Raw genomic sequence first — 25087 nt, 5'->3', positions numbered from 1 at the left:
GGGAGCGGCGGACGCGACCGGCGCGGTCAGGACGGTCAGGGCGACGCCGAGCGCGGCGACGGCCCCGGTGATCTTCGCAAGCCTCATCGGAAGTGATCCCCTCAGTGGTGGCGCCGGTCCCCTGCCCGGCGCTCGGCAGAAGCTTGGCCGGAGGCCGGGAACAGCCGCCACGACATTCGGCTGGAGCCTAAAAAGCCAGGTGAGGACCCATGAGGCCGCGCACACGCCCACACAGGGTGCACCTTTCGGCTCACTCGTCCCGAATCCGGGACGGGCGCGGGATCGCTGTGCCACCCTGCTTGCCGTGCTGCGAGTCCACTTCACGGCGGAGGACCTGGCGAGGGTGCGCGTCGCCGCGGGTCCCGACCCGATGTGGGAGATCCTGCTGAGCCTGCACGTGCTGCGGCAGCGTTCGGCGGCGCCGGTGTTCGGCTCGTGGCGCGCGACCGTGCGGACGACGCTGCCCGACGCCACCCGCTGGCTCCTGCGGCTCGCTCCCCCGGTCGGCTACTCCCCCGACTTCCTCACGCCCACCGCGGGCTCGTGCGCGGTCGACGCGGGCATCGACGCGGTCCTGTCCACGCCGGTGGAGTCGTTGCGCGCGGACCTGGCGCAACTGGGCCGCGAGCACCGTCTCGACCCGCGCACCCACCTGCTGGCCGGCGGCGACGCGGCCACCCTGGACTCACTCGGCAAGGCGTTGCGCGGTTACTACGGCCACGCGCTGGCGCCGATCTGGAACGAGGTCCGCGCGGTCGTCGACGCCGATCGCGCGGTGCGGGCACGGTCCTTCCTGGACTCCGGCTGCGAGGGAGTGCTTTCGGCGCTGCACCCGACGATCTCGTGGGCACGGCCGGTGCTGTCGATCGAGTCCCGCTTCCCGCGGCGCGACGTGCACCTGCACGGCCAAGGCCTGGTGCTCGTGCCGTCGTACTTCTGCCGGGAGCGGCCGATCATGCTCCGCGACCCCAGCCGCACGCCCGTGCTCGTCTACCCGATCGCCCGCGACCCGCAGGTGACGAGCGCCGGGAAGCGGTCGCTGGAGGCGTTGCTCGGCCGCACCCGCGCCGCCGCCCTGGAGGTCATCGCGGGTGGCTGCACCACCACGGAACTGGCCCGCCGCCTGGGCATCTCGGCCGCCTCGGCCAGTGCTCACGCCTCGGTGCTGCGCGACGCGGGCCTGGCCGTCGCCCAGCGCCACCGCAACTCGGTGCTGCACACGGCTTCGGCGTTGGGTGTCGAACTGCTGGCGTGAGGTCTCAGGGCCGGGCCCGGACCGCCGCCCTCGCGCACGCCCCGGCGACGACGAGCAGCACCAGCGCCGCCCAGACCGGCCACAGCTCGGAGTAGGTCACCGCCAGCGCGATGTTCGTGGCCGCTGCCGCCGCGAAGACCGCCACCAGCACCACCCAGAAGTAGAAGTACCGCCTGATCCAACCCACCCCCTGTCCACGACGGGACATCGCACCCCTCATCGCGCGTATCGAGGTTTGTGGTGCGCGGGTTACTGGTGAGGTGATCTGCAATCAGGTACTACTGACCCGCATGACGACCGACACCGTGACCGGGTCCGACTACGGCAACCTCGTGCGCACGCACCTGACGCGCGTCGAGCAGCACAACGCGGCCGCGCTCGACGACGTGGCCGAGCTCGTGCTGGCCGCCGTCCAGGCAGACGGAATCCTTCTCACCGCAGGTGCGGGGCACTCGCTGGCGGCGGTCGCCGAGACCTTCTACCGCGCGGGCGGCCTGGCCTGCGTCCGCCCGATCTACCACCCCGAGCTGCTCCCGATGCACGGCGCGATCAGCAGCACGTCGGCCGAACGGCGCTCCGGCCTCGCGGGCGAGGTCCTGCGGGAGTCGGGCCTCGCCCCGCACGACGTCCTGTTCGTGTTCTCGACCTCGGGCGTCAACTACTACCCCGTGGAGCTGGCCCAGGAGGCCGCGAGCAGGGGCTGCCCGGTCGTCGGCGTCACCTCGGTGGCCTCCAGCGCCCAGGCTCCCCGCCGCGCCGGCGCGACCCTGGCCGAGGTCTCGACCGTCGTGCTCGACAACCTGGTCCCGCCCGGTGACTCGACCTACCCGGAGCACGCCCCGGTCACCGCGGCGATCTCCACGCTGGCGACCACGTTCCTGTGGAACCTGCTGATGGTCCGCCTGATCGACAAGGCGACCGAGTCCGGTGTGCGGCTGCCGTTGTGGCGCAGCGCGAACGTGGAGGGCGGCGACGCGGCCAACGCCGACCTGCTCCGCCACTACCAAACCCGCATCCCGCAGCTCGGATAGGTAGAAACCCCCACGGATCCTGCGCGCTCTGCCGTTAGTCTCCCACCGGGGAATGCACTTACCTGGGGGAAGTGAACAGTGGAGCAGAAGACTCGTAGATGGATCCTGATCAGCGGAGCGCTCGTCACGACGGCCGTGGTCGGCGTGGCGGGCACCCTGCTCTGGTCGGGCAGCAGGTCGGTCGCGGTCGTGAACGACACGGTGAACCCGGCGCCGACCACGACGAAGGCGCCGGACACACCGTTGGAGGTCGCCGTCTCGTTCCTGAACGGGGCGATCTCGGGTCCGGCCACCGCCGCACTCCGCACCGACGCGCCGGCGGCGGCGACCACGGCGCTGGAAGCCACCAAGGCCGGCATGGGCACCTCCAGCTTCCATGCCGTGGTGGCGACGTCGCCACCGCCTCCGGCTGACGCCACGACCACCGAGTACACGGCGTCCGTCACCTGGACCCTGCCGGGCGCCGCCCTGCTGAAGTACGACGTCAAGGTCCCGATGACCCGCGCCGACGGTGCCTGGAAGGTCCACTGGACGCCCAGCGTCGTCCACCCGCAGCTCACCGAGGGCGCCTCCCTCACCTACCGCAAGGCGCTGGCGGACGGTGCCCTGCTGGGCCGCGACGGCAAGCCGCTGGTCCAGGGCACGATCCCGGACGGGCTCTACAAGACGATCACCGGCGTGGTCGGCGACGTGAAGGGCACGGACGGCTGGGAGGTGGGCATCACCGCGGGTGGTGCGTTCACCGTGCTGGACAGCAAGAAGGTGGAGGGCGGCGAGAAGATCACCGTCACCCTCGACCCGGCCCGTCAGGCCGCGGCCCAGGCAGCGGTCGACGCTCTGCCGCAGGGCGCGGCGATCGTCGCGATCGACGCCTCCAGCAGCGAGGTCCTGGCCGTGGCGCAGAACAAGTCGCTGACCGGCACCAACCCGTTCATCGGCCGCTACGCCCCCGGTTCGACGATGAAGATCGTCACGGCCGCGGCGGCCATGGACGCGGGCCTCGTGCAGTCGGGCACCGCCGTTCCCTGCCCGGCCAAGGCCACCATCGGCACCCGCACGATCAGCAACGCGGGCTTCGGCCACGCCAGCGTGCCGTTCCACACGGCGTTCGCCCTGTCCTGCAACACGACGTTCGGCGACCTGGGCTCCAAGCTCGACGCGAACGCGTTGCCCGCCATGGCGAAGCGGTTCGGCCTGGGCGCCGACTGGACCGTTCCCGGTGCCGAGACGAACACCGGCAAGGTCCCGGCGGCCACCGGCGACCAGCGGGTGGAGAACAGCTTCGGCCAGGGCAACGTGGTGGCCAGCCCGTTCGGCATGGCCCTGGTCGCCGCCACGGTCGTCTCGGGCCGGACCCCGACGCCGACCCTGTTGCGCGGCAAGCCGTCCGAGGCGAACGACGTCGCCGCGGGCCCGCCCGCGGCCGTCCTGCAGCCGCTGCGGGCGATGATGCGCGAGGTCGTCACCTCCGGAACCGCGAAGCAACTCGCCGGAATCCCCGGCCTGGCCGGGAAGACGGGCACGGCGGAGGCAGGGGGCGGCGAGGCGCACGGCTGGTTCGTCGGCTACCAGAACAACGTCGCGTTCGCGGTGGTCGTGGAGAAGGCGGGCTCGTCGCAGAGCGCGCTGAACGCGACGGCGGCGTTCCTCAAGGGCTGAACCGCTGCTCTCGCGGGACGAGCAGCCCGCGGTGGAACGCCTCGGTGACGGCCGCCGCCCGGTCGCTCACCTCCAGCTTGGCGTAGATGTTGAGCAGGTGTGACTTGACCGTGGCCTCGGTGATGAAGAGGCCTCGGGCCACATCGCGGTTCGTCGCCCCACCGGCGACGAACCGCAGCACCTCCAGCTCACGCGGGCTGAGCACCTCCGCTGCGGCGCCGCGCACCCGTTTCATCAGCAACGCCGCCGCGGCAGGGGCGAGCACGGCCTCGCCCCGCGCGGTGGCCCTGACCGCGCGCACGAGCTCGTCACGCGGAGCGTCCTTGAGCAGGTAACCGGTGGCGCCCGCCTCGATCGCCGCGACCACGTCACCGTCGTTGTCGTAGGTGGTCAGCACCAGCACGTGCGCGGTGCCGGCCAGCTCCTTGGTCGCGGCGATGCCGTCCGTGCCAGGCATGCGCAGGTCCATCAGCACGACGTCGGGCCGCAGCGCCCTGGCGAGCCGCACCGCCTCGGCGCCGTCGCCCGCCTCCCCGACCACCTCGAAGCCGGGGTCCTGGGCGAACAGGCTCGTGAGCCCGTCCCGCACGACCGGGTGGTCGTCGACGACCAGCACCCTGATCACGCTCTCGCCTCCACCGGCACGCGGGCGGAGACTCCCGTGCCCGCACCGGGTTCGGACTCGATCTGCACGGTGCCCGCCAGCCCTTCGACCCGCTGCCGCATCGCCTCGAGCCCGAACCCGTCTCCCTGTTGTGCGTGGTCGAACCCGCGGCCGTCGTCGCGCACGTCCAGCGCCACCTCGTTCTCCAGGTACGACAACGTGACGCCGACCCGGCCGGCCCGCGCGTGCCTCGCCACGTTCGCCAGCGCCTCCTGCGCCGCCCGGAGCAGCGCGAACTCGGCCTCGTGCGCGAGCGGCCGCGCCTGCCCGGTGGTGACGACCCTGACCGGGACGTCGTGCAGCGCCGACCACTTCTCGGCGACGCTGGTGAGCGCCTCCTGCAGACGTGCCGTCCGCAGCGGTTCGGGCCGCAGTGCCGAGACGGACCGTCTCGTCTCGTCGAGGCTCTCCCGGGCGAGCTCGGCCGCGGCGGTGACGTGCCGCCGCCACGTCGACTCGTCGGCCACGCGGAGCTGGCTGATGATGCCGGTCAGCCCCTGGGCCAGCGTGTCGTGGATCTCGCGCGCCATCCGCTGCCGTTCGTCGCGCACCCCGGCCTCACGGGCCCGCACCACCAACTGCTCGTGCAGCGTCGCGTTGTCCGCCAACGACTCCGCGAGCCTGCGGTTCGCCTCGCGGGCCTGGGCGAGCGCCTCCTCGCGGTCCGCCTCCTGCCGGTCGGATCGGCGCAACACGAACGCGTACGCGCACATCGGCACGGCGTTCCCGGCCATGACGGCGACCCAGATGGCGACACCGCCGACCGTGGACTTGTCGATCCCGTACGCCTGGGCCGTTCCCGCGATGGCCGCGACCGCCGCGATTCCTGGTGGCTGCCAAGGGAAGTCGATCGTCCGGAAGGTGTAGAAGTACGGCACCGGGGTGAGGAACCCGAACAACGGGTTGAGGACCACCAGCGCTCCCGTGAGCACCGTCAGCCCCACGGCGAACACCCACTGATGGCTGGTCTTCAGCGTCATCCCCGCCGCCAGCCAGGCCGCCACGACCGCGCACAGCACGAGTTCGGCGAGCACCGGCCGTTGGTCGAGCGTGGTGGCGGCGGCCAGCAACGCCAGCAGGACGTACGGCCACCGCGCCACCGGAATGCTCATCCGCGTGCCTTCCCAGGTGTGCGAGAGCCTAGTGGCGTGACCCAGGAGGTTGGCTGGGTAATTCACGCTCAGCAGGGCACCTCGTGATGTCCCCGTCTGACCGCGAATTCGCCCGGCAACCTCCTGGGCCACGCCACTAGCCAGGTTCGTTCGACGAGACTCGGCTTAGCCAGGTTCGATCGACAAGACTGCGCCTAGCCAGGTTCGATCGCGAGGACGTGCGTGAAGACGTTGCGCGGGTCCCAGCGGGCCTTGATCCGTTGCAGGCGCGGGTAGTTGTCCTTGTGGTAGAGGCGTTGCGCGGACACGCCCGAGGTGTTCCACCGCGGGTCGGCCAGGTCGGCGTCGGCGTAGTTGATGTACGAGCCGTCGTTGACCTCGTTGGGCACCGGCACGCCACCGGTGTCCGCGTACACGTCGCGGTAGAGCGCGCGCACCCAGGCGAGGTTGGCCGCGTCTTCCCGTTCCTCGCCCCAGACCGACTGGTAGACCGCCTTCATCACCACGTCCCGTTGCGCGATCGCGGTGTCCATTGGCTTCACCGCGTTGGCCTGCCCGCCGTAGCCGATCAGCAGCACACTGCCCGACTCCCCGCCCGGCGCGGTGAGGTTGCGCCACAGGGCGTTCAGCTGCCCAGGCGTGAACGACCGGCGCAGGTACGCGGCCTTGATCTTGTACCGCCGGGTGAGCACGTCCCCCGGCTCGCCCGTGCCCGGCCACGTCATGCGGTGCAGCCACGGCATCGTCTTGCGCAGGTCGAACACCGGCGTGAGGTCGAGGCCCGCCGACACCGCCCGCACGAACTCCGTGATCATCGTGTCGACCCCGGGCAGGTCCGCGTCGGCCTGCACCGCGAGCATCACGATCCCGCCGGCCTGGTGCTTCACCTCGAGGATCCCGTACAGCCCTGTCTCCGGGGCACCCGGCGCACTGTGGCGCTCATGCCACGTCCCGAAGTTGCGCAGCACCCCGCTCAGCTTCTCCTCGGTGAACTGCCCCCAGTCTCAGAAGACCACGTGCTGCACCATGTTCCTGGGCACCGGCGGCAACAGGTGCCCGCCTCCCGGCGACCGCAACCAGTACTTCGTCACCACCCCGAAATTGCCGCCACCGCCCCCGGTGTGCGCCCACCACAGTTCGCGGAACGGATCGTCCTCCTCCCGCGTGGCGACCACGACGCGCGCCTTGCCGTCCTTGCCGACCACCACGACCTCGACGCCGTACAGGTGGTCCACCACGGCCCCGTACCGCCGCGACAACGGCCCGTACCCACCACCCGCGATGTGTCCACCGGCCCCCACCTCGGGACACCCGCCGCCGGGGATCGTGACACCCCACCCCGCACACAACGCCCGGTACACCTGCCCCAGCGTCGCACCGGGCTGCACCGAGAACGCCTGCCTCCGCTCGTCGAACCCGACGTCGTTCATCGCCGACAGGTCCAGCAACGTCCTGACCTCGGGCGCGGCCGTGAGGTTCTCGAAGCAGTGCCCACCGCTGCGCACCGCGATCCGCCGCCCGGCCCGCACCGCGTCGCCGACCGCACGCACCACCTGGTCCGCCGACGTCGCCACCCGGATCTCGTCGGGCTGCCCGGTGAACCGGAAGTTGTTGCCCCGCACCAGGTTCTCGTACCGCACGTCGCCGGGCCCGATCCGCACGGCCGCGCTCGGTCCCGCAGAAGCACCGGCCGCGCGTTCCTGACCCATCAGGCCGCCCGCCGCCACGACGCCCGCGCCCGCTATCAGCGCTCGCCGGCTCAGGTGCCCGCCCCCGGAGTTGCTCATTCCCGTCCTTCCGCGTGTGGTGTCCACGTCACGGAAGGAAATCCCTGGCCCCTCGATCACGAGGTGTACCAGGAGACTTCCTCCGCCTGAGTGGTGTCGCCCAAGCGGAGACAGCTCCCCGAACGTCAGCCGGGGACTCCCTTCCGCCCGGTTCTCACCGTGGCGGAACGAAGTCCCCGCGACATCAGCCGATCACCCGGCCCGGGGGATGAGCGCCGACCCAACCGATCGGCTGGGTCGCGCCCACCGCGGAGTCAGTTCGGCTGCGGCACCCCGACCCGTTCGCTGAACTTCGGCGTCGGCACCACCCCGACGACCGGCGGCTCGGCGAACTGCGTGTTGTACAGGTCGGCGTAGCGGCCCTCGGCCGTCATCAGCTCGGTGTGCGTGCCTCGTTCGACGATGTCGCCGTGTTCCAGCACCAGGATCTGGTCGGCCGCGCGGATCGTCGAGAGGCGGTGGGCGATCACCAGGGACGTGCGGCCCTGCAGCGCCTCGGTCAGCGCCTCCTGCACGGCGGCCTCCGACTCCGAGTCGAGGTGTGCGGTGGCCTCGTCCAGGATCACCACGCGGGGCTTCGCGAGCAGCAGGCGGGCGATCGTGAGGCGTTGCCGTTCGCCGCCGGACAGGCGGTAGCCGCGCTCGCCGACCACCGTGTCGAGCTGGTCCGGCAGCGAGGCCACCAGCTCCAGCAGGCGGGCCCGGCGCAGCGAGTCCCACAGGTCGTCGTCGGTGGCTCCGGGGGCGGCGTACTCCAGGTTCGCCCGGATCGTGTCGTGGAACAGGTGGCCGTCCTGCGTCACCACGCCGACCGACGAGCGGAGTGCGTCGAAGGTCAGGTCCCGGACGTCGACGCCCGACAGGCGCACGGTGCCGGAGTCGACGTCGTAGAGCCGCGGCACGAGCGACGCGAGGGTGGACTTGCCCGCGCCGGACGAGCCGACCAGCGCCACGAGCTGGCCTGCCTCGGCCTTGAAGCTGATGCCGTGCAACACTTCCTCGCCGCCACGAGTGTCCAAAGTGGCCACGGACTCCAGCGAGGCCAGCGACACCTTGTCCGCGGACGGGTAGGCGAAGCGCACGTCTTCGAACTCCACCGAGATCGGGCCCTCGGGCACGGCACGGGCGTCCGGCTTCTCCTTGATCATCGGGTCGAGGTCGAGCACCTCGAAGACGCGCTCGAACGACACCAGAGCCGTCATCAGGTCGACGCGGGCGTTCGCGAGCGCTGTCAGCGGGGCGTACAGGCGGGTCAGCAGCAGGGCCAGCGACACCACGGCGCCGGCCGCGAGGTGCCCGGTCAGCGCGAGGTAGCCGCCCAGGCCGTAGACCAGCGCCTGCGCGAGCGCGGACACCAGCGTCAGTCCCGTCATGAACCAGCGCGTGGCCATCGCGGTCCGGATGCCGATGTCGCGGACCTTCGCGGCCTTCTCGGAGAACTCCTCCTCCTCGCGGGCCGGGCGGCCGAAGAGCTTCACCAGCGTCGCGCCGGGCGCGGAGAAGCGCTCGGTCGACTGGGTGACCATCGAGGCGTTCAGCGTGGAGGCCTCGCGCTGCATGTCCGCCATCCGGCGGCCCATCCGCTTGGCCGGCAGCACGAACACCGGCAGCAGCACCAGCGCCAGCGCCGTGACCTGCCACGACAGCGTGAACATGACAGCCAGCGACAGCACCAGCTGGATGATGTTCGTGACGAAGCCGGACAGCGTCGAGGTGAAGGCCCGCTGGGCACCGATCACGTCGTTGTTCAGCCGCGAGACGAGCGCGCCGGTGCGGGTGCGCGTGAAGAACGCGACGGGCATCTTCTGCACGTGGCCGAACACGGCCCGGCGCAGGTCGTAGATCAGGCCCTCACCGATCCGCGTCGACTGCCAGCGCTCGACCAGGCCCAGGCCGGCGTCGACGATGGCGATCAGCGCGATCGCCACGGCGAGCCACACGACCACGGACGGCACGGAGCCGCGGACGATCGCGTCGACCACGCGGCCGGCCAGCAGCGGCGTCGACACCGCGAGCACCGACGAGACGACCGTCAGCAGCAGGAACACCAGCAGCTTCGCCCGGTGCGGCCCGGCGAAGGCCAGCACTCGCCGGAAGGTCCCCCGGCGCACCTTGGCAGGCGCGTCCGAGGTCACCCCCATCATGAATCGCCAAGAGCTGTAACCGTCCACGCTGATAAGAACAGCACAGCGGTCTGACAATTCCGTCGCGAGCGGCTACAGCGACGGAAAGGTTCAGCTTTGAGCGGACAGGGCCGCGAACGACCGCAACCGGCGCAGCTGGGCGGCACGCTCCACCGCGAGCTGCGTGTCAGCGTCGACACCCGAGGCGGCGGACGCGATCAGCGCCAGCGTCTCCGTCACGGCACCGGCCATCGGCTTCAGCACGGCGGCCACCAGCTCGTCGACGGCGGCGTCCAGCCCGTCAGCGGGCACGACGGAGTTCGCGAGACCGATCCGCAGCGACTCCTCCGCCTTGACCCGGCGGGAGGTCACGCACATCTCGGCCGCGCGCGAGTACCCCACGAGTCGCACGAGCGGCAGTGTGCCGCCGAGGTCGGGCACCAGACCCAGCCCGGTCTCGGCCATGCAGAACTGCGCGTCCTCGGCGAGCACGCGGAAGTCGCACGCCAGCGCCAACTGGAACCCCGCGCCGATGGCATGCCCGTGCACCGCGGCGATGGTCACGCGTGCCGGATCGCGCAGCCAGGTGAACCCGGCCTGGTACGACGCGATGCGGGCGTCCGCCTCCTCCGGAGACAGCGCCAGGATCGCCCCGAGACCGCCGGGTTCGCCGTCGACGGGCTCACCGGTGAACATCCGCCGGTCCAGCCCCGCCGAGAAGGCGCGGCCGGAACCCCGGACGACCACGACGCGGACGTCCGGGTCCAGCTGTTCGCCGATGTGCCGCAACGCCTGCCAGGTAGCCGGCGTCTGCGCGTTGAGCACGTCGGGACGATCGAGCGTGATGGTCGCGCGCGGCCCGGAGATCGCGAGCCGAACGCCACCGCGCTCGAGCACGCCAGCGTCGATGGAAGGCACTGGCATGGTCGTTACCTCCGGCGGACTAGTAGCTAGTTACCGGAGAGTAGCAGTCTGAGTTTTGGTTACTTCTTCTTCGTCCGGGTGGCGCCACCGCGACCGCGCAGCGTGACCCCGGATTCCGAGAGAACCCGGTGCACGAAGCCGTAGGAACGCCCGGTGCTCTCCGCCAAAGCCCGGATGCTCGCGCCCTTTTCGTACTTCTTCTTCAGGTCAGCGGCCAGCTTGTCCCGCGTGGCGCCGGTGATCCGGGCACCCTTCTTCAGGTCAGCCACCTTGTCCCGCCTTCCGTACGAGCAGGTGGGCCGTTGCACGGCCCCTGTCGTCGCAATGATCGAACAGGATCCGGCAGAACGCCAGGTGATCAAGCAAAGAGATCGCCGAACGGTCGATTCGATCACACTGAGTTGATCACAAAATGCGCTCGGTAACCCTTTGAGGGGTGGAGATCACGCCAGCTGGACGAGGTCCAGGTAGTCCTCGGACCAGTGGTCCTCGGTGCCGTCGGGCAGCAGGATGACCCTTTCCGGCTCCAACGCCTCGACCGCGCCGGGGTCGTGCGTCACCAGGACGACCGCGCCCTCGTAGCGCCGCAACGCGTCGAGAACCTGTTCGCGCGAGGCCGGGTCGAGGTTGTTCGTCGGCTCGTCGAGCAGCAGCACGTTCGCCGCCGACGACACCAGACCGGCCAGCGCGAGCCGCGTCTTCTCGCCACCGGACAACGTGCCCGCGGGCTGGTCGAGCTGCTCGCCGGTGAACAGGAACGTGCCGAGCAGCGACCGCAGCTTCTGCTCCTGCTCGTCCGGCGCCATGTGCCGGATGTTCTCCCACACCGACGCGTCGTGGTCGAGCGTCTCGTGCTCCTGCGCGAAGTAGCCGATCTTCAGGCCGTGGCCGGGCACGATCTTGCCCGCGTCCATCTTCTCGCTGCCGCCCAGCAACCGCAGCAGCGTCGTCTTGCCGGCGCCGTTGAAGCCGAGCACGACGACGCGGGAACCCTTGTCGATGGCCAGGTCCACGCCGGTGAAGATCTCCAGCGAGCCGTAGGACTTGCTCAGACCCTCTGCCATCAAAGGGGTCTTGCCGCACGAGGCGGGCGCCGGGAAGGTGATCCGCGCGACCTTGTCGCTCTGGCGCACGTCGTCGAGACCGTCGAGCAGCTTCTGCGCGCGCTTCGCCATGTTCTGCGCCGCGACCGCCTTCGTGGCCTTCGCGCCCATCTTGGCGGCCTGCACCATCAGCGCGCCGGCCTTCTTCTCGGCGTTCGCGCGCTCACGGCGGCGGCGCTTCTCGTCCGTCGCGCGGGCTTCGAGGTACTTCTTCCAGCCGAGGTTGTAGATGTCGACCTCGCCGCGGATCGCGTCGAGGAACCACACCTTGTTCACGACGTCGTCGAGCAGCTCGACGTCGTGGGAGATCACGACGAGGCCGCCGTCGTGCGACTTGAGGAAGCCGCGCAGCCACGTGATCGAGTCTGCGTCGAGGTGGTTCGTGGGCTCGTCGATCAGCAGGATCGTGCTCGACTTCGCGCCGACACCGGACTCGGACGCGGCGAACAGGATGCGCGCCAGCTCGACGCGGCGGCGCTGACCACCGGAGAGCGTGCTCAGCGGCTGCGCCAGCACCCGGTCCGGCAGACCGAGGTTCGAGCAGATGCGGGCGGCCTCGGACTCGGCGGCGTACCCGCCCAGCGAGGAGAAGCGCTCCTCGAGCCTGCCGTACTTGGTGACGGCCTTGTCGAGCTCGTCGGGGTCGACCAGCTCGGACATCTTCGACTGGGCCTTCTCCATGTCGCGGAGGAGCTGGTCGAGGCCGCGCGCGGACAGCACGCGGTCCTTGGCGATGACCGACAGGTCGCCCTCACGCGGGTCCTGCGGCAGGTAGCCGAGCGCGCCCTTGCGCAGGATGGCGCCGGCGTACGGCTCGCCCTCACCGGCGAGAACGCGGAGGGAAGTGGTCTTGCCGGCACCGTTGCGGCCCACGAGGCCGATGCGGTCGCCGGGCTGAACGCGCAGGTTGGCGCCGCTCACGAGAATGCGTGAGCCCGCGCGCAACTCCATGTCGGTTGCGGTGATCAAGAGAAACTCCGAGCAGTAGCGAAAAACCGGGCATGACAAGGGATGGCACGTCCGGGCCGGCCTACTCGAGGAGGATCACGCGAACCATTCTACGGGATCGCGACCATCGGATTTCCCACCTGTGGCGGGACGCATAGATTGCCCGCCATGAGCGAAGACTTCTCGGGCAGGGCCGCGCTGGTCACCGGCGCGTCCCGCGGCATCGGCCTCGGCATCGCGCGCGAGCTCCTCTCCCGCGGCGCCCGCGTCACGATCACCGGCCGCAAGGCCGACCAGCTGGCCGAGGCGGCGAAGCAGCTGGAGGCGGACACCGGCGGCCGCGTCCTCACCGTCGCGGGCAACGCGGGCGACGACGCGTCGCGGGAAGAGGCCGTGACGCGCACGGTCGAGGAGTTCGGCAGCCTCGACGTGCTCGTGAACAACACCGGCATCAACCCGCAGTTCGGCTTCCTGATGGACGCCGACCTCAGCGCGGTGCGGAAGATCTTCGACGTCAACGTGGTGGCGGCGCTGGGCTTCGTCCAGCTCGCGTGGAAGGCGTGGATGGGCGAGCACGGCGGCGCGGTCGTGAACGTCGCGTCGATCGGCGGCATCCGGTCCACGGGCGTGATCGGCGCGTACGGCGCGTCCAAGGCGGCGCTGATCCGCCTGACCGAGGAGCTCGCGTGGCAGCTCGGCCCGAAGGTGCGCGTGAACGCCGTCGCGCCCGCCGTGGTGAAGACGAAGTTCGCGGAGGCGCTGTACGTCGGCCGCGAGGAGGAGGCAGCTCAGCAATACCCGATGAAGCGCCTCGGCACGCCAGAGGATGTCGCCTCTCTCGTGGCCTTCCTCTGCTCCGATGGCGCCTCGTGGATCACGGGCGAAACCGTGCGCGTCGACGGCGGCCTGCTCTCCACCGGAACCGCTGGTTAGTCCGGCACCACGCCCAGCACGTCGAGGAACGCGGCCGCCGCCGGTGTCAGCCCGGCCGCGTTCCACACCAGGTGCTCCACGCGCGAGGGCCCGTCGACGATCGGCACCGTCACCACCCCGCTGAGCTGCGGCGTGTACCGCGACGGCAGCACCGCCACCGCGAGCCCCTCCCGGATCAACCCGGCCATCAGCTCCGCGGTCGTCACCTCGAACGCCACCTCGCGGTGCAGTCCCGCGATCGAGAAGGCCTGGTCCGCCTGCAGCCGTCCGGGCGAGTTCGCCGGGAAGTCCGCGAACAGCTCCTCGGCCAGGGCCTTCAGGTTCGTCGACTCCAGGCTCGCCAGCGGGTGCGAGGGCGCCACCACGGCGACGTGCTCGTCCCTGGCCAGCTCACGCCCGCGCACACCGTCCGGCCGCACCCCGAGCGGCAGCCCGAGGAACGCGAGGTCGAGCTCGCCGTCCCGGACCTGGCGCACCATCTCGTAGCTCGTCGACATCCGCAGCGCGACCCGCACCTGCGGATACCGGTCCCGGAACACCTTCAGGGCCGCGGGGAGGTCCACCGCGGCGACGGTCGGGATCACGCCGACGACCACCCGTCCGCGCACCTCCCCCACCGCCGCGGCGACCTCGGCCACCGCCCGTTCGGCGAAGTCGAGGCACTGCCGCGCGGACGGCAGGAACGCGGCCCCCGCCGGGGTCAGCCGCACGCTGCGGCTGGTGCGGTCGAAGAGCCGCGCGCCGAGCGAGCGTTCGAGGCGCGCGATCTGATGGCTCAACGCCGACTGCACGACGAGGCACTGGCGGGCGGCCTTCGTGAAACTGCCGGTCTCGGCGACCGCGACCACGTACCGCATTTGCTGGAGCTCCACTCCACCCATCTTGAATCACGATGGATCAGATGAAAAGCATGTGTTGGACTCATTGATCGAGCCCGCCAACACTGGACGGCGTGAGAAACAGCGACCTTTCCCGCACCGCGCTCGCGGCGTTCGCGCCGGTGGTCTGGGGCTCGACCTACGTGGTCACGACCGAGCTGCTGCCGGTCGGCCATCCGCTCTTCGCCGGCCTGCTCCGCGCGCTTCCCGCCGGCCTGATCGCGCTGGCGCTCACCAGGACGTTGCCGAAGGGCTCGTGGTGGGCGAAAGCGGCCGCACTGGGCGTGCTCAACATCGGCCTGTTCTTCCCGTTCCTGTTCATCGCGGCCGAACGCCTGCCCGGTGGCGTCGCGGCCACCCTGGGCGCCGCTCAGCCGCTCGTGGTGGCGTTGCTGGCCGTCGGGGTGCTGCGGGAGAGCCCGTCCGCGTGGCGGCTCGCCTGGGGCGTCGTCGGGGTGCTCGGCGTCGGGCTCGTGGTGCTCGGGCCGGCGGCCGGGTTCGACCTGGTCGGCGTGCTGGCCGGACTGGGCGGCGCCGCGACCATGGCGCTCGGCGTGACGCTGACGAAGAAGTGGGGCAGGCCGGCCGGGGCGAGCCCGACGGCGTTCGCGGGCTGGCAGCTCACCGCGGGCGGGCTGTTCCTCGTGCCGGTGACGTTCCTGCTCGAAGGCGCGCCGCCCGCGATCGGCCTCACCGCGCTGCTCGGCTACCTGTGGCTCGGCGGCGTCGGCGGCCTGCTCGCCTACGTCCTGTGGTTCCGCGCGATCACCACGCTGCCGGTCACGTCCGTCTCGATGCTCGGCCTGCTGTCCCCGATGGTCGCCGCGCTGCTCGGCGTCGTCGTCCTCGGCCAGACCCTGGACGCGGTGCAGCTCACCGGTTTCGCACTCGCCCTCGCCGCCATCGTCGCCGCCCAGCGACCGGCACCCGTTCTCGTCAAGGGAGTTCTCCAGTGAAGATCGCAGTCGTCGGCGCGTCCGGCATGGTCGGTTCGCGGGTCGTCGCCGAGGCGGAGCGCCGCGGGCACCACGTGACCGGCGTGTCCCGCGGCACCGGGGGTGACGCGACCGACCGGGTGTTCATGGACACCGTGCTGTCCGGAGTGGACGGTGTCGTCGTCGCCACCACAGGCACAACGACGACCACCGTGCTCGACGCGGTGCTCGCGGCCAGAACGCGCGTCATCGTCGTCGGTGGCGCCGCACCGTTGCGAACACCGGACGGCACGGGCCTCGTGCTGGACGACACCCGCTACGTGCCGGCGCACATCCGTCCCGTCGCCGAGGCGAGCATGCGGCAACTGCGGGAGTGCGAGTCCCACCGCGCCGACTGGGTCTACCTGAGCCCGCCCGCGCTGCTCGAACCCGGCGAGCGCACCGGCACCTACCGCCGCGGCACGGACGTGCTGCTCACCGGCCCGTCCTCGATCTCGGTGGAGGACCTGGCGGTCGCGGTGCTCGACGAGCTGGAGAACCCGGGCGAGGACCGGCGGTTCACGGTCGCGACGCGAGTTCCAGCCGCAGGATGACCTCGCCGTCCTCGTCGGTCTCCCCGGTCGGCACGAACCCGAACCCGCGGTAGAACGGCTCGGGCGAGCCCTCCCCCGGCACGCAGCTGGTGAGCAGCTCGGTGGCCCCGGCGGCCCGCAGCAACGCCACGACCTCGTTCAGGATCGCGCTGCCGTAGCCGCGCCCCTGGTGCCCGGCGCCGACCAGCAGGCGCCACAGGAAGTACGGCCCGACGATGCCTGGCTGCGGCGTCACGTCCCAGCTCAGCATGACGAACCCGACCGGCTCGTCGCCGTCGTAGGCCGCGCGGAACCACGGATTGGCCTCCGGGTTCTCCAGCGCATCCTTGAACGACTTCTCGACGGACGCGACGAACTGCTCCTGCGCGGGATGCACGCGCACGGCGGTCACGGCATCGCGGTTGGCGTCGGTGACCTCGACCAGGCGGATCTGAGCGCTCATGACCCAGGATCCTGCCCCTCAGCGGGATGTCTGCGGCACCGAATAAAGGGTGGAGGACGAGGTCGGACTCACGGACGTTGACGGCGCGCCCGGCTTCGTCGTGGGGCCGGGCGGTGTCGTCGAGCCGGGCACGGTCGTCTGGACCGGCGGCGTCTGCGGCGCGTGCGAACCGGGCGGGGCCGCCGGCGTCGGCTCGACCGGGACCGACGACGGTGTCGTGGCCGGCACCTGCGTCGTGGTCGAGGACGGCACAGGTGGCGTCGCCGGTTCCGGGGGCGTCGTGGACGGCAGCACCGCCAGTGCCACCGCCACGACCCCCACGGTCGCGAGCCCGCTGCCGGCCACCGCGATGGTGCGGCGCCGGGACCGCACGGCCTGGCCGCGCTGGATGAGGTCGGCGGCCGTGACGGCACGCGGCGGCGCCTCTTCCCCGTGCAAAGCGGAGAAAGTCGCCCGCAGGTCGTCTTCGCGAACCATCACACCTCCAGCCTCAAGTGGTCGAACTCCGGGCCCAGCTTGCGCCGCAACGTCTCCAGGCCCTTGCTGCTCTGCGACTTCACGGTGCCCGTCGAGCAGTTCAACGCCGTCGCGGTGTCCTCGACGCTGAGATCGTGCCAAAAGCGGAGCACGAGGACAGCGCGCTGCCGTGCGGGCACGGCGGTGAGCGCCTGCCACACCACGAGCCTGTCCTCCGTCCCTGCGACGGAGGACAGGCCCTCTGGGGGTGCGTCAGTCAGCTTCTCCCTGCGCCAGCGCACCTTGCGGCGCTCGGCGAGGAACGTCCGCACGACGATCTGGCGCAGGTACGGTTCGAGCCCCGACCGGTCGCTGAGTTTCGGACCGGCCAGGTACAGCTTCAAGAACGCCGACTGCATGACGTCCTCCGCCTCGTGCCAGTTGCCGCACAGCAGGAACGCCGTGAAGCGCATCGAGTCGGCGCACCGGTCGAAGCAGTCGGTGAACTCGGCTTCCCAGTTCAGCGGGCGCTCCTCACCCGGCCGGGGTCGACGACACCGGCGGCGTCGTCGCGGGCGGGGCCCAGGTGGTCGGACCCGGCTTCGTCGGCAGCGGCGTGGGCAGGATCGACGACGTCGGTTCCGGCCTCGTCGCCGGCGACGTGGACACGGACGACGACGGCCGCAACGTGGGCGTGGTCGCCACCGGCGAGGTGGTCGGCGGGTGCTGCGGGGTCGTCGGCAGCGACGCCGGCGAGGTCGAGACCGGCGGCGTCGTCTGCGGGGAGGTGGGCGGCTGCGGAGCCGAGGTCGTGGGCTGAGGCGCGGTGGACCCTCCACCGCTCAGCGCGAGCGCGGGCACCGCGATGCCGATGGCACCCAGCGCGACCGCTCCGGCCACGATCACCATTCGTTTGCGCACTTGCAGCTCCAGCAGGTCAGTGGTGCCAGGATCAGGCACCCTCACCCGTATCCATGCGGTCGGCCCCCGGACCGGTTGCCCTTGTGTCCTGGATCACGATCTCGACGCAGCGGGCCCGTCGAGCGGCCTCGTCCAGGACCGTCCGCCGGGGTTCGGGCACGTCCAGCACACGATCCTCGGCCTTGCTGAAGACGCCCGAGAGCCTGCGGTCGTTGCGCAGCACGTCGAGTGCCTGCCAGTCGCCGCCGAGCACGACGCCGTCGAGTTCGGCGAGCCGCGGCACGAGCACCCTGGCCACGTCGTCCGCGGCGGCCTGCAGCGCGACCCTGGCCTGGCCCTCGCGCCGCCGGGCGAACCGCTGCTGCGACCACCCGCCGGCCCGGATGCGGCCGTGGACCTGCTTGCGGTCCGTAGCCGACACCTCGACCTGACCGCCGAACGCCACCCCGACGCTGTGACCGCCGAGCCGCACGAGGACCAGCCCGATCCGGCGCGGCTCGGTCAACTTCTCAACCACCTCATGCACAGAGGTACCGCCGCGCGTCGGGAACGTGGCCGTCGCGCCGTCCTCGGCGGTGATGACGACCTCGGCCTCCGCGACGCTGACGTCCACCGGCCCGTGCCGTTCGGCGAACCTGGCGATCCAGCCTTCGACGCGTTCGGGCTCCACCTCGACGGCCCGCCCACCGGGCACCGGCCGCACCCGGCTCATCTGTCCCACCCCTTGGTACAACGGAACGGGCGTACGGCTCCCAGGCCGCACCGGCCGTGCTCCCAAATGCCGGGATCGCCTGAGTGGGGAGTCAGCACGCCCGAGTTGGTCACCGTGCACACACTAGAACCACTCCGACACGGGCCGTGAACGGCACACAGATGTTACTGATGGGTTCGGAGTGCTTGACAGATGAGTCTCGAAAGCGTGAACTCATCAACCGTATGGATTAACCATTGACTCCATCCGGCTCCGACCAGCGATGTTCACGGACGGGTAGGGTCACTGGGGCGTGATCTTATGACAGCGGGGAGTCACCATGACGACTGCTGCCGGTCGACCAACACTGACCGTTGACGAGACGGACTCAACGGGCCACGGCAGCCTTACGCAGCTCTTGACGACGGGACCGTTCCCCGAAGCGTTGAGGGCGGCGATCAAGGCGAGCCGGCTCAGCCTCGACCGCATCCAGCACCGGTTGGCGCTGCGCGGCGTGACCATCAGTGTCGCGACGCTCAGCTACTGGCAATCAGGACGGCGAAGGCCTGAACGCCCCGAATCGCTGGAGGCGCTGCGGCACCTCGAGTCGGTCCTGGGCGTGCCTCAGTCGGGACTGTCGGCACTGCTCGGCCCACCTCGTCCGCGAGGCCGCCGATGCCGTCCGACGACGATGATGCCGATCGACGCGCTCTGGGCGCGTCGGGAGCGGGTCGCGAACCTGCTCTCGAAGGTCGACACCTCGTCCGACCTGAAGCTCGGCCGGATCAGCCAGCACGACCGCATCGAGATCTCTGCCGACGGCGGGCAGAAATCCGTGTGGGTGCGGCAGATCCTCCGCGCGGAACAGGACGGGCCCGACCGTTGGGCGCTCGTGTTCGAGACCGAGGAGAGCGACGTGCTCCCCGAGATCCTGAACGTGCGCAACTGCCACCTCGGCCGCATCGCCCGTGACCACGAGGCCAACATCATGGTCGCGGAGATGATGTTCGAACGGCCGCTCACCCGCGGCGAGACCCTCATCATGGAATACCAGCTGGTGTTCCCCGAGGGCCACGCCCCCAAGGGCAACAACACGTTCGCGCGCAAGTTCCGGCTGCCGGTGCGCGAGTACGTGATCGAGGTCCGGTTCGACGAGACGAACCTGCCTTCGCGAGTGCAGCAGTACAGCGTGCCCGCGGGTGACGAGACGCCCTCGCGGCGCCGCAACCTCACCCTGGACTCGGGCGGCGGCGTGCACGCCGTGGCGCTCGGGTTCGGTCCTGGTGTGTTCGGCATCCGGTGGGAGTGGCCGAACCGCTAGCGGGGCTTTGACAGACGTGTGAGGGGCGCTTCCCGGCTTTCGGGAGGCGCCCCTTTCGCATGCGAAGCCTTCGGACGTGCGCAGCCCACTCGCCGTGCACGCTCTTCGCATGTCCCGCGCAACCCTTCGCATGCAGTCCTCAAGCGCGTGTACAGCCCTAACGCGACTGCGCGCTCCCCTCGCCTGCAAAGCTCCACACGCGCCCACACGCGCACGCCCCTGCACGCGCCTCCCCTGCACGCGCCTCCCCCGCACGCGCCTCCCCCGCACGCGCCTCCCCCGCACGCGCCTGCGCAGCCCGCTTGCGCCTGCGCGCGCGCTCGCGCAGGGGTCCCCCTGGGCTGGGATCCCCTCGCATCCCAACGTACCGACGGGGTCTGACACTTCCGCCCGCACGAGAAAGGCCCCCGGCTCGCAAGCCGGGGGCCTTCCGTTCGATCAACTCAGCTCATCACACCCAGCCCGCGACGGACAGCGTCACCGAGCGGATCGAGCCGCGGTCCGAGCCCACCACGTCGGCGACCTTGAACACCCAGTTGCCGTCCGCGGCGTCCGCGGTCAGCGAGGACAGCGGCGCCCCCGGCTTCCACGACCCGGTGAACGGCGCCTGGCTGCTCGTCACGCCCGAGAACGGCAGCGTGGCGTCGTCGGTGAACACGGCCTGGCAGATGTTGTTGCCGGTGCCACCCGCCCGCGAGAACAGCGTCACGGACTTGCCGGACGGCGAGGTGAGCGTGCCCACCAGGTCGCCGACGAAGGTGTGGTCGATGCCGACCGTCGTCGAGGCCTCGGTGGCCGAGCACGCGGACCCGTCCACGGAGAACTTCAGGTTCGACGCCGCGCCGACACCCGTGACCGGCAGCGAGATCGAGACGCCGGTCTGGTCGTTGTCCGGGATGGCTACCGGTGCGCCGCCGTACGCGAACGTCTTGAACTCGCGCGACGGCTCACCCACGCGGAGCGTGAACGAGGTGGTCGTCGGCGACGTCGCGCCCGCGTAGGTCACGCGCGCGTCGAGCTTGACCGCCGAACCGAGCCCGGCGGACGCCGGCACGGTCACCTTGAAGGTGTTGCTGACGGTCTGACCCGGGTCGATGTTGCCGTAGTACTTGGAGCGCGGCGCGATGGTCACGCCGGCCGACGTCGTCGACAGCACGACCGAGGTCGACGCGGCCGAGCCGTCACCGTTGTTGGCCACCGGCAGCGTCACCGTGGCGCTCGTGCCCGGCTTGAGGAAAGCGCTTCCGTCGGCGTCGTTGACGATCGTCGGCTTCTGCGCGCGGGCCAGTGCCTGCGGCGACGCACCCGTGTGGGCGAGGGCGCGGTCGGCCATCACGATGCCGGCGCCGGTGCGGTTGTCCACACCGGACTCGACGATGTCGATCGCCGTGGTGACAAGGGCTTCCTTGACCTCGGCGGGCGTCAGCGTCGGGTTGCCGGACAGGATCAGGCCGGCGATGGCGGCGGCGTTCGGGGCCGAGGCGGACGTGCCGAAGAACGGCGCGAAGCCCGGCACCGACGTGGTCACGCCGTCGGCCGCGGTGATGTCCGGCTTCTGCCGGGTCTCGGCGAGCGGCGAGCCGTCCGGAGCGAAGAACGTCTTGCGCGGGCCGTCGGAGGTGAAGCGCTCCGGCTTCTGCGTGCCGTCGAACGCGCCGGGGTACGGGCCGCGCGGGTTCGCGGGGTCGCCCGGTTCGAGGTCGAATGGCAGTGCGCCGGCAGCGGGTGCGGCCGCGACGGAGATCGCGCCCTTCGCCGCCGAGTGGCCACGGGTCGTACCCGGCGTGACGTACTTCTTCAGGCCGTCGTTGGTGTCGGCGAACCGGCCACCGAACAGCGACAGCGCGAAGTACTTGTCCTCACCGCGGTACTTCACGACCGCGAGGCGCGTGCCCGTGGAGCTGGCCGGGGTGTTGATGCGCTCGTACGGGTCCTGCGCACCGTCCTGGTTGTTCTGACTGAACGTGACAACGTTGCCCTGGGCGTTGACCAGGTACAGGTCGTAGTCGTTGGCCGACTGGCCCAGCGGGTCGGCCCAGTGCAGCACCGTGGGCGTGTCGCCGGAGAAGTTCGACAGCGGGTTGAACAGCTGCTTGGCGTTCGGGTCCGGGTTGAAGTCGTGCGCGGAGCCGGCGAACTTGCCGACGCCCACACCCGAGTCCACGAACTGGCCCTCGTAGTGGCCGGACGTGCCGTCCACGACGTTGCCCTGGTTGCCCGCGCTGGAGAAGAACAACGCGCCGTCGGCGACGACCGTGTCCACCGCACGGGCGATGATGCCGTCCTGGAACGGCGACTCGTTGAAGTAGATGACGTCGTCGACGATGACGTCGCAGCCGAGGTCGAAGCGCAGCTTCTTGATGTTGTCCGCGAAGCTCGCGTCGCCGTTGAACGCCGTCGCGAAGCCGAGCTCGGCGTTGGGCGCGAGGTCGTGCAGGATCTCGAGCATCGCGGTGCCCTCGTCACCGGAACCCGCCTGACCCGGCACGATGTCGACGGCCGGCAGCTCGCCGGAGGCCTGCGACACGGCCAGCGAGCCCACACCGTCGGACAGCGCGCAGAGCTTCACGCCGACACCGGTCACGCGGAACGTTCCCCGTGCGGCCTCGGCGTTGTGCGCCTTGTCGCTCTCCGCGACCTTGGCGGCCTGGACGGAGAGCTGCTTCTCCGAGAGCCGGCGCTCGATCTCCGCTGCCTTGTCCTCTTTGGACGGAGCCTGCTTGCGAGCCTTGGTGTCCTGCTTGTTCTTCACGTCCTGCGTCATCGCGTCGCTGCCCGGCTCGACGCGGGCCACGTCGGAACGTGCGGCGATCTCGGAGATCTTCGCGACCGGGACCTCCGCGCGCACGGTGCGGTGCTCGGAGGACACCGACCGGATCTGCCCGCCCGCCGCGCGGACAGCGTTGACCAGGTCCTCGGAGTACTGCTTGGCGCGGATGTCGACGAGAGTGGTGGACTTCGGCGTCACGGCAACGCCGGTCTGCACCTGCGGGAGAGCGCTCGTCGTCGCGGCCGAGACGCGCTTGCGCGCCTCCACGACGAGTGCGCTGTCCACTTTGGACTCGGCAGGGGTGAGCGACTTCTTGACGCTCTGCAGCGCGGCGATCTGCGCTGCCGTGCGGTCGGTGATGGACTTGGACACCTTGCCCGGATCTGCGGACGCGGGCGTGACGGCGGTGAGTGCGGCCAGAAGAACTGCGGTACCTGCGGTGACTAAGGTCGTGCCTCTTCGAGATCGGCGCACAGGAGTTTCTCCCCCGAACGTTGGCGTGCCCCCGAGCACGCGGCCTGCGACCGGCGATTCCCGGTCGAGGCGTCAACGTATGGTGCTTGCGTGATCACAGTCAGCATCCAGATGGGCTACTTCTCACTTAGCAGACACAATCACACTTCACAGAACAAATGCGTCAGTCCACAACTGACCGGTTCGCCCGGAAAGTGCCTCCAGCAGCGCGGCCGCCTGGTTGTCCGTCAGCGACGCGACGAAGTCGACGACCGCCCGCCCCCGCGCCAATCCCTTCACGACATCGGGACCGACGTGCGGGTCACCGGCCGGACCGACCAATGTGGACGGCTCCGTCCGGGCGAGCGCCGCGTACTCCGTTTCGGCCAGCTCGACGAGGTCGTGCAGCCTGCGCGGCAACCGATCCGCCTCCGCCCGATCGTTCACCCACTGCTCCAGGGCGTCCACCAGCGAACCGAGCAAACGGGCCTGTCCACGTTGGTGCAACGCCAGATCGGGCCGCAGCAACACAAAGCGCCGGTGCACGAACTTCAACACCTGCACCTCGTGCCACTGCTGCACGGCCAGCACGACGTGACCCGACCGCGGCGTCGGCTCCTCGATCACCCCGACCGCGTCGACCAGCCGGCGCGTCCACCGCGCGCTGAACCCGGCGACCGCCTGCTCGGCCTCGACCGACCCGTCGAACGGCACCGCCAGCAACCCGTCGACGAGCTCCTTGCCGACCTTCCGGACCGCCAGCGCGAACGCCTCGTCGCTCATCACCCAGGAGTCCTTGAGGTGCATGCGCCGCCGCAAGGTTTCCAGTGACCGTCCCGGCATGCGGATCTCGGCGCTGAGCTCGGCGTCGCTCAACCCGGCGAGGTCGAGCGCCTGCGCCTGCCACGTCCCGAGCTCGGCCGCGACCGTCGCGTGCTGCAACACCCCGACCCGGTGGAAGTCCTCCAGGTCGTGGATCGCGTACGCGATGTCGTCCGCGGTGTCCATGACACTCGCCTCGACGGTCTGCTGCCACGACTCGATGCGCCCGTCAAAGGGCTCGCGCGCCTGCCGCAGGTCGTTGATCTCGGTGACGTACGCGGAGAACTTCGAGCTGCCGGTACCCGGCATGTCGTCCGGCTCGGACGCACCACGCGGCGCCACCGGCAGGCCGAGCGGCTGGTGACGAGTCCACGGGTACTTCAACATCGCCGCCCGCACCGCCACCGTCAGGTCGAGCCCGAGCGCCTTGGGCCCGCGCACGTCCGTGGTCGTGATGATGCGGAACGACTGGGCGTTGCCCTCGAACCCGTCCGGCAGCCCGAACCGGTGGCGGGCCAGCCGGTCGAGCACCTGCTCGCCGAGGTGCCCGAACGGCGGGTGGCCGAGGTCGTGGGCGAGCGCGGCCGCCTCGACGACGTCGGGGTCGCACCCGCCGAGCTTCTCCAGCACCGCGGTGAGCTCGGGACGGACGGTCAGGCGTTCGGCGATGGCACGGGCCGCCTGCGCGACCTTGAGGCTGTGGGTGAGGCGGTTGTGCACGAGCAGGCCGGAGCCGGTGGAGCTGACGACCTGCGTGACGCCGCCGAGCCTCGCGAAGAACGGGGAGCTCGCGACCCGGTCCCGGTCCACCCGGAACGGGTTCGTGGCGAGGTCGGCGGTCCTGCCCACGCCGGCCGAACGACGGGCGGCACGTTGCTCGTTGTGCATGGAAGAGAAGGTACCGGGGCGGGCGGTGAGCTTCGGCGCCCCACGCGTCTTCCTCTTTGCGCGGCGAAGATGACCATGGTTTTGGGACGTACCCCCTCGGTAAATAACTAGTAGAGGGAGCAGGAGTCGAATCAGGCCATCGTTCACCCGATCGAGTTAGCTGAGCTGAGTACGGCTCGAGTCAGCTGAGCTGCGTACGTCTTGAGTTGGCTGAGCCGCGGACGGCCAGGCCGGGCAGCCGGTGCCGGGTTGCGTGTCCGACAGCCAGTGCCGGCAGCAGTGCTGGCGGTGGCGGCCAGTGTCGGCCGTGCGCGCGAAAAAAAGCCCTGCGGGGAGCGCTTGTGGCGCTCAACCCGCAGGGCAAAATATGTTCGGCGG

The 25087-nt window shown here is 70.6% G+C and carries 24 protein-coding genes; 7 read left to right on the top strand and 17 right to left on the bottom strand.

Annotated elements, in window-relative coordinates; all coding sequences use genetic code 11:
- The first annotated feature begins 304 nt into the window (after positions 1–304).
- A complete protein-coding gene (locus tag IEY88_RS43350) occupies positions 305–1255 on the top strand; it encodes a MarR family transcriptional regulator (RefSeq protein ID WP_189160728.1) in 951 nt (316 codons plus the stop codon).
- 4 nt (positions 1256–1259) lie between these two features.
- Here IEY88_RS43350 and IEY88_RS43345 read toward each other — a convergent pair whose 3' ends face one another.
- Entirely contained in the window at positions 1260–1442 is a 183-nt protein-coding gene (locus IEY88_RS43345; protein WP_189160727.1) for a hypothetical protein, read from the bottom strand.
- A gap of 103 nt (positions 1443–1545) precedes the next feature.
- Between IEY88_RS43345 and IEY88_RS43340 the strand changes: the two genes are divergently transcribed.
- Positions 1546–2286 carry an SIS domain-containing protein gene (locus IEY88_RS43340; protein ID WP_189160726.1) on the top strand — a complete coding sequence of 247 codons (741 nt, stop codon included), beginning with the start codon at positions 1546–1548 and terminating at the stop codon, positions 2284–2286.
- Between the two features lie 78 nt (positions 2287–2364).
- On the top strand, positions 2365–3945 hold the full coding sequence (locus IEY88_RS43335) for a penicillin-binding transpeptidase domain-containing protein (RefSeq protein WP_189160725.1): 1581 nt from the start codon (positions 2365–2367) through the stop codon (positions 3943–3945).
- Here the strand turns inward: IEY88_RS43335 and IEY88_RS43330 are convergent.
- The 8 genes from IEY88_RS43330 to IEY88_RS43300 form a co-directional block, all read right to left on the bottom strand.
- A complete protein-coding gene (locus IEY88_RS43330) occupies positions 3935–4570 on the bottom strand; it encodes a response regulator transcription factor (protein ID WP_189160724.1) in 636 nt (211 codons plus the stop codon). The two genes, IEY88_RS43335 and IEY88_RS43330, sit on opposite strands and share 11 nt — an antisense overlap.
- On the bottom strand, positions 4567–5721 hold the full coding sequence (locus IEY88_RS43325) for a sensor histidine kinase (RefSeq protein WP_189160723.1): 1155 nt from the start codon (positions 5719–5721) through the stop codon (positions 4567–4569). The genes IEY88_RS43330 and IEY88_RS43325 overlap by 4 nt, the downstream gene beginning before the upstream one ends.
- Before the next feature lie 194 nt (positions 5722–5915).
- On the bottom strand, positions 5916–6689 hold the full coding sequence (locus IEY88_RS45350; protein WP_308426075.1) for a BBE domain-containing protein: 774 nt from the start codon (positions 6687–6689) through the stop codon (positions 5916–5918).
- Between the two features lie 36 nt (positions 6690–6725).
- Positions 6726–7508, bottom strand: a complete 783-nt coding sequence (locus IEY88_RS45345) for an FAD-binding oxidoreductase (RefSeq protein WP_308426074.1) — start codon at positions 7506–7508, stop codon at positions 6726–6728.
- Between the two features lie 254 nt (positions 7509–7762).
- Positions 7763–9643: an ABC transporter ATP-binding protein gene (locus IEY88_RS43315; RefSeq protein ID WP_229694339.1), complete on the bottom strand. Its 1881-nt coding sequence runs from the start codon at positions 9641–9643 to the stop codon at positions 7763–7765.
- A gap of 99 nt (positions 9644–9742) precedes the next feature.
- A complete protein-coding gene (locus tag IEY88_RS43310; protein ID WP_189160722.1) occupies positions 9743–10555 on the bottom strand; it encodes an enoyl-CoA hydratase/isomerase family protein in 813 nt (270 codons plus the stop codon).
- A gap of 59 nt (positions 10556–10614) precedes the next feature.
- Positions 10615–10824, bottom strand: coding sequence for a helix-turn-helix domain-containing protein (locus IEY88_RS43305; protein ID WP_030473247.1), 210 nt, complete (start codon positions 10822–10824; stop codon positions 10615–10617).
- 174 nt (positions 10825–10998) lie between these two features.
- Positions 10999–12627 carry an ABC-F family ATP-binding cassette domain-containing protein gene (locus tag IEY88_RS43300; protein WP_189160721.1) on the bottom strand — a complete coding sequence of 543 codons (1629 nt, stop codon included), beginning with the start codon at positions 12625–12627 and terminating at the stop codon, positions 10999–11001.
- A gap of 147 nt (positions 12628–12774) precedes the next feature.
- On the opposite strand from IEY88_RS43300, the gene IEY88_RS43295 reads away from it, so the two are divergent.
- The gene (locus IEY88_RS43295) at positions 12775–13539 is read left to right on the top strand and encodes an SDR family oxidoreductase (protein ID WP_189160720.1); all 765 of its coding nucleotides are present in this window, start codon (positions 12775–12777) and stop codon (positions 13537–13539) included.
- Here IEY88_RS43295 and IEY88_RS43290 read toward each other — a convergent pair.
- A complete protein-coding gene (locus IEY88_RS43290) occupies positions 13536–14411 on the bottom strand; it encodes a LysR family transcriptional regulator (RefSeq protein WP_189160719.1) in 876 nt (291 codons plus the stop codon). The genes IEY88_RS43295 and IEY88_RS43290 overlap by 4 nt on opposite strands.
- An 80-nt stretch (positions 14412–14491) precedes the next feature.
- Between IEY88_RS43290 and IEY88_RS43285 the strand changes: the two genes are divergently transcribed.
- A complete protein-coding gene (locus IEY88_RS43285; RefSeq protein ID WP_229694338.1) occupies positions 14492–15373 on the top strand; it encodes an EamA family transporter in 882 nt (293 codons plus the stop codon).
- Entirely contained in the window at positions 15370–15945 is a 576-nt protein-coding gene (locus IEY88_RS43280) for an NAD(P)-dependent oxidoreductase (protein WP_189160718.1), read from the top strand. Before IEY88_RS43285 ends, IEY88_RS43280 begins: the two co-directional genes overlap by 4 nt.
- Here IEY88_RS43280 and IEY88_RS43275 read toward each other — a convergent pair.
- From IEY88_RS43275 to IEY88_RS43255, 5 genes are read right to left on the bottom strand one after another with little or no spacing between them, the layout of a single operon-like run.
- Entirely contained in the window at positions 15911–16387 is a 477-nt protein-coding gene (locus IEY88_RS43275) for a GNAT family N-acetyltransferase (protein ID WP_229694337.1), read from the bottom strand. The two genes, IEY88_RS43280 and IEY88_RS43275, sit on opposite strands and share 35 nt — an antisense overlap.
- 18 nt (positions 16388–16405) lie before the next feature.
- Complete coding sequence (locus IEY88_RS43270; protein WP_189160717.1) at positions 16406–16864, bottom strand: hypothetical protein; 459 nt, start codon at positions 16862–16864, stop codon at positions 16406–16408.
- Positions 16864–17367, bottom strand: a complete 504-nt coding sequence (locus IEY88_RS43265; protein ID WP_189160729.1) for a SigE family RNA polymerase sigma factor — start codon at positions 17365–17367, stop codon at positions 16864–16866. The genes IEY88_RS43270 and IEY88_RS43265 overlap by 1 nt, the downstream gene beginning before the upstream one ends.
- A gap of 10 nt (positions 17368–17377) precedes the next feature.
- The gene (locus IEY88_RS43260; RefSeq protein ID WP_189160733.1) at positions 17378–17764 is read right to left on the bottom strand and encodes a hypothetical protein; all 387 of its coding nucleotides are present in this window, start codon (positions 17762–17764) and stop codon (positions 17378–17380) included.
- A gap of 31 nt (positions 17765–17795) precedes the next feature.
- On the bottom strand, positions 17796–18476 hold the full coding sequence (locus IEY88_RS43255; RefSeq protein WP_189160716.1) for an acVLRF1 family peptidyl-tRNA hydrolase: 681 nt from the start codon (positions 18474–18476) through the stop codon (positions 17796–17798).
- 397 nt (positions 18477–18873) lie between these two features.
- Between IEY88_RS43255 and IEY88_RS43250 the strand changes: the two genes are divergently transcribed.
- Positions 18874–19776, top strand: coding sequence for a hypothetical protein (locus IEY88_RS43250; protein WP_229694335.1), 903 nt, complete (start codon positions 18874–18876; stop codon positions 19774–19776).
- A gap of 451 nt (positions 19777–20227) precedes the next feature.
- Here the strand turns inward: IEY88_RS43250 and IEY88_RS43245 are convergent, their stop codons facing one another.
- Positions 20228–22918 carry a S8 family serine peptidase gene (locus IEY88_RS43245; RefSeq protein ID WP_229694334.1) on the bottom strand — a complete coding sequence of 897 codons (2691 nt, stop codon included), beginning with the start codon at positions 22916–22918 and terminating at the stop codon, positions 20228–20230.
- Positions 22919–23167: 249 nt separating this feature from the next.
- Positions 23168–24709: a deoxyguanosinetriphosphate triphosphohydrolase family protein gene (locus tag IEY88_RS43240; RefSeq protein ID WP_189160713.1), complete on the bottom strand. Its 1542-nt coding sequence runs from the start codon at positions 24707–24709 to the stop codon at positions 23168–23170.
- Positions 24710–25087 lie beyond the last annotated feature (378 nt).

It is taken from the genome of Lentzea pudingi, from assembly GCF_014646255.1.
Taxonomy (GTDB): domain Bacteria; phylum Actinomycetota; class Actinomycetes; order Mycobacteriales; family Pseudonocardiaceae; genus Lentzea; species Lentzea pudingi.
This window is presented reverse-complemented; position numbering and strand designations above follow the sequence as displayed.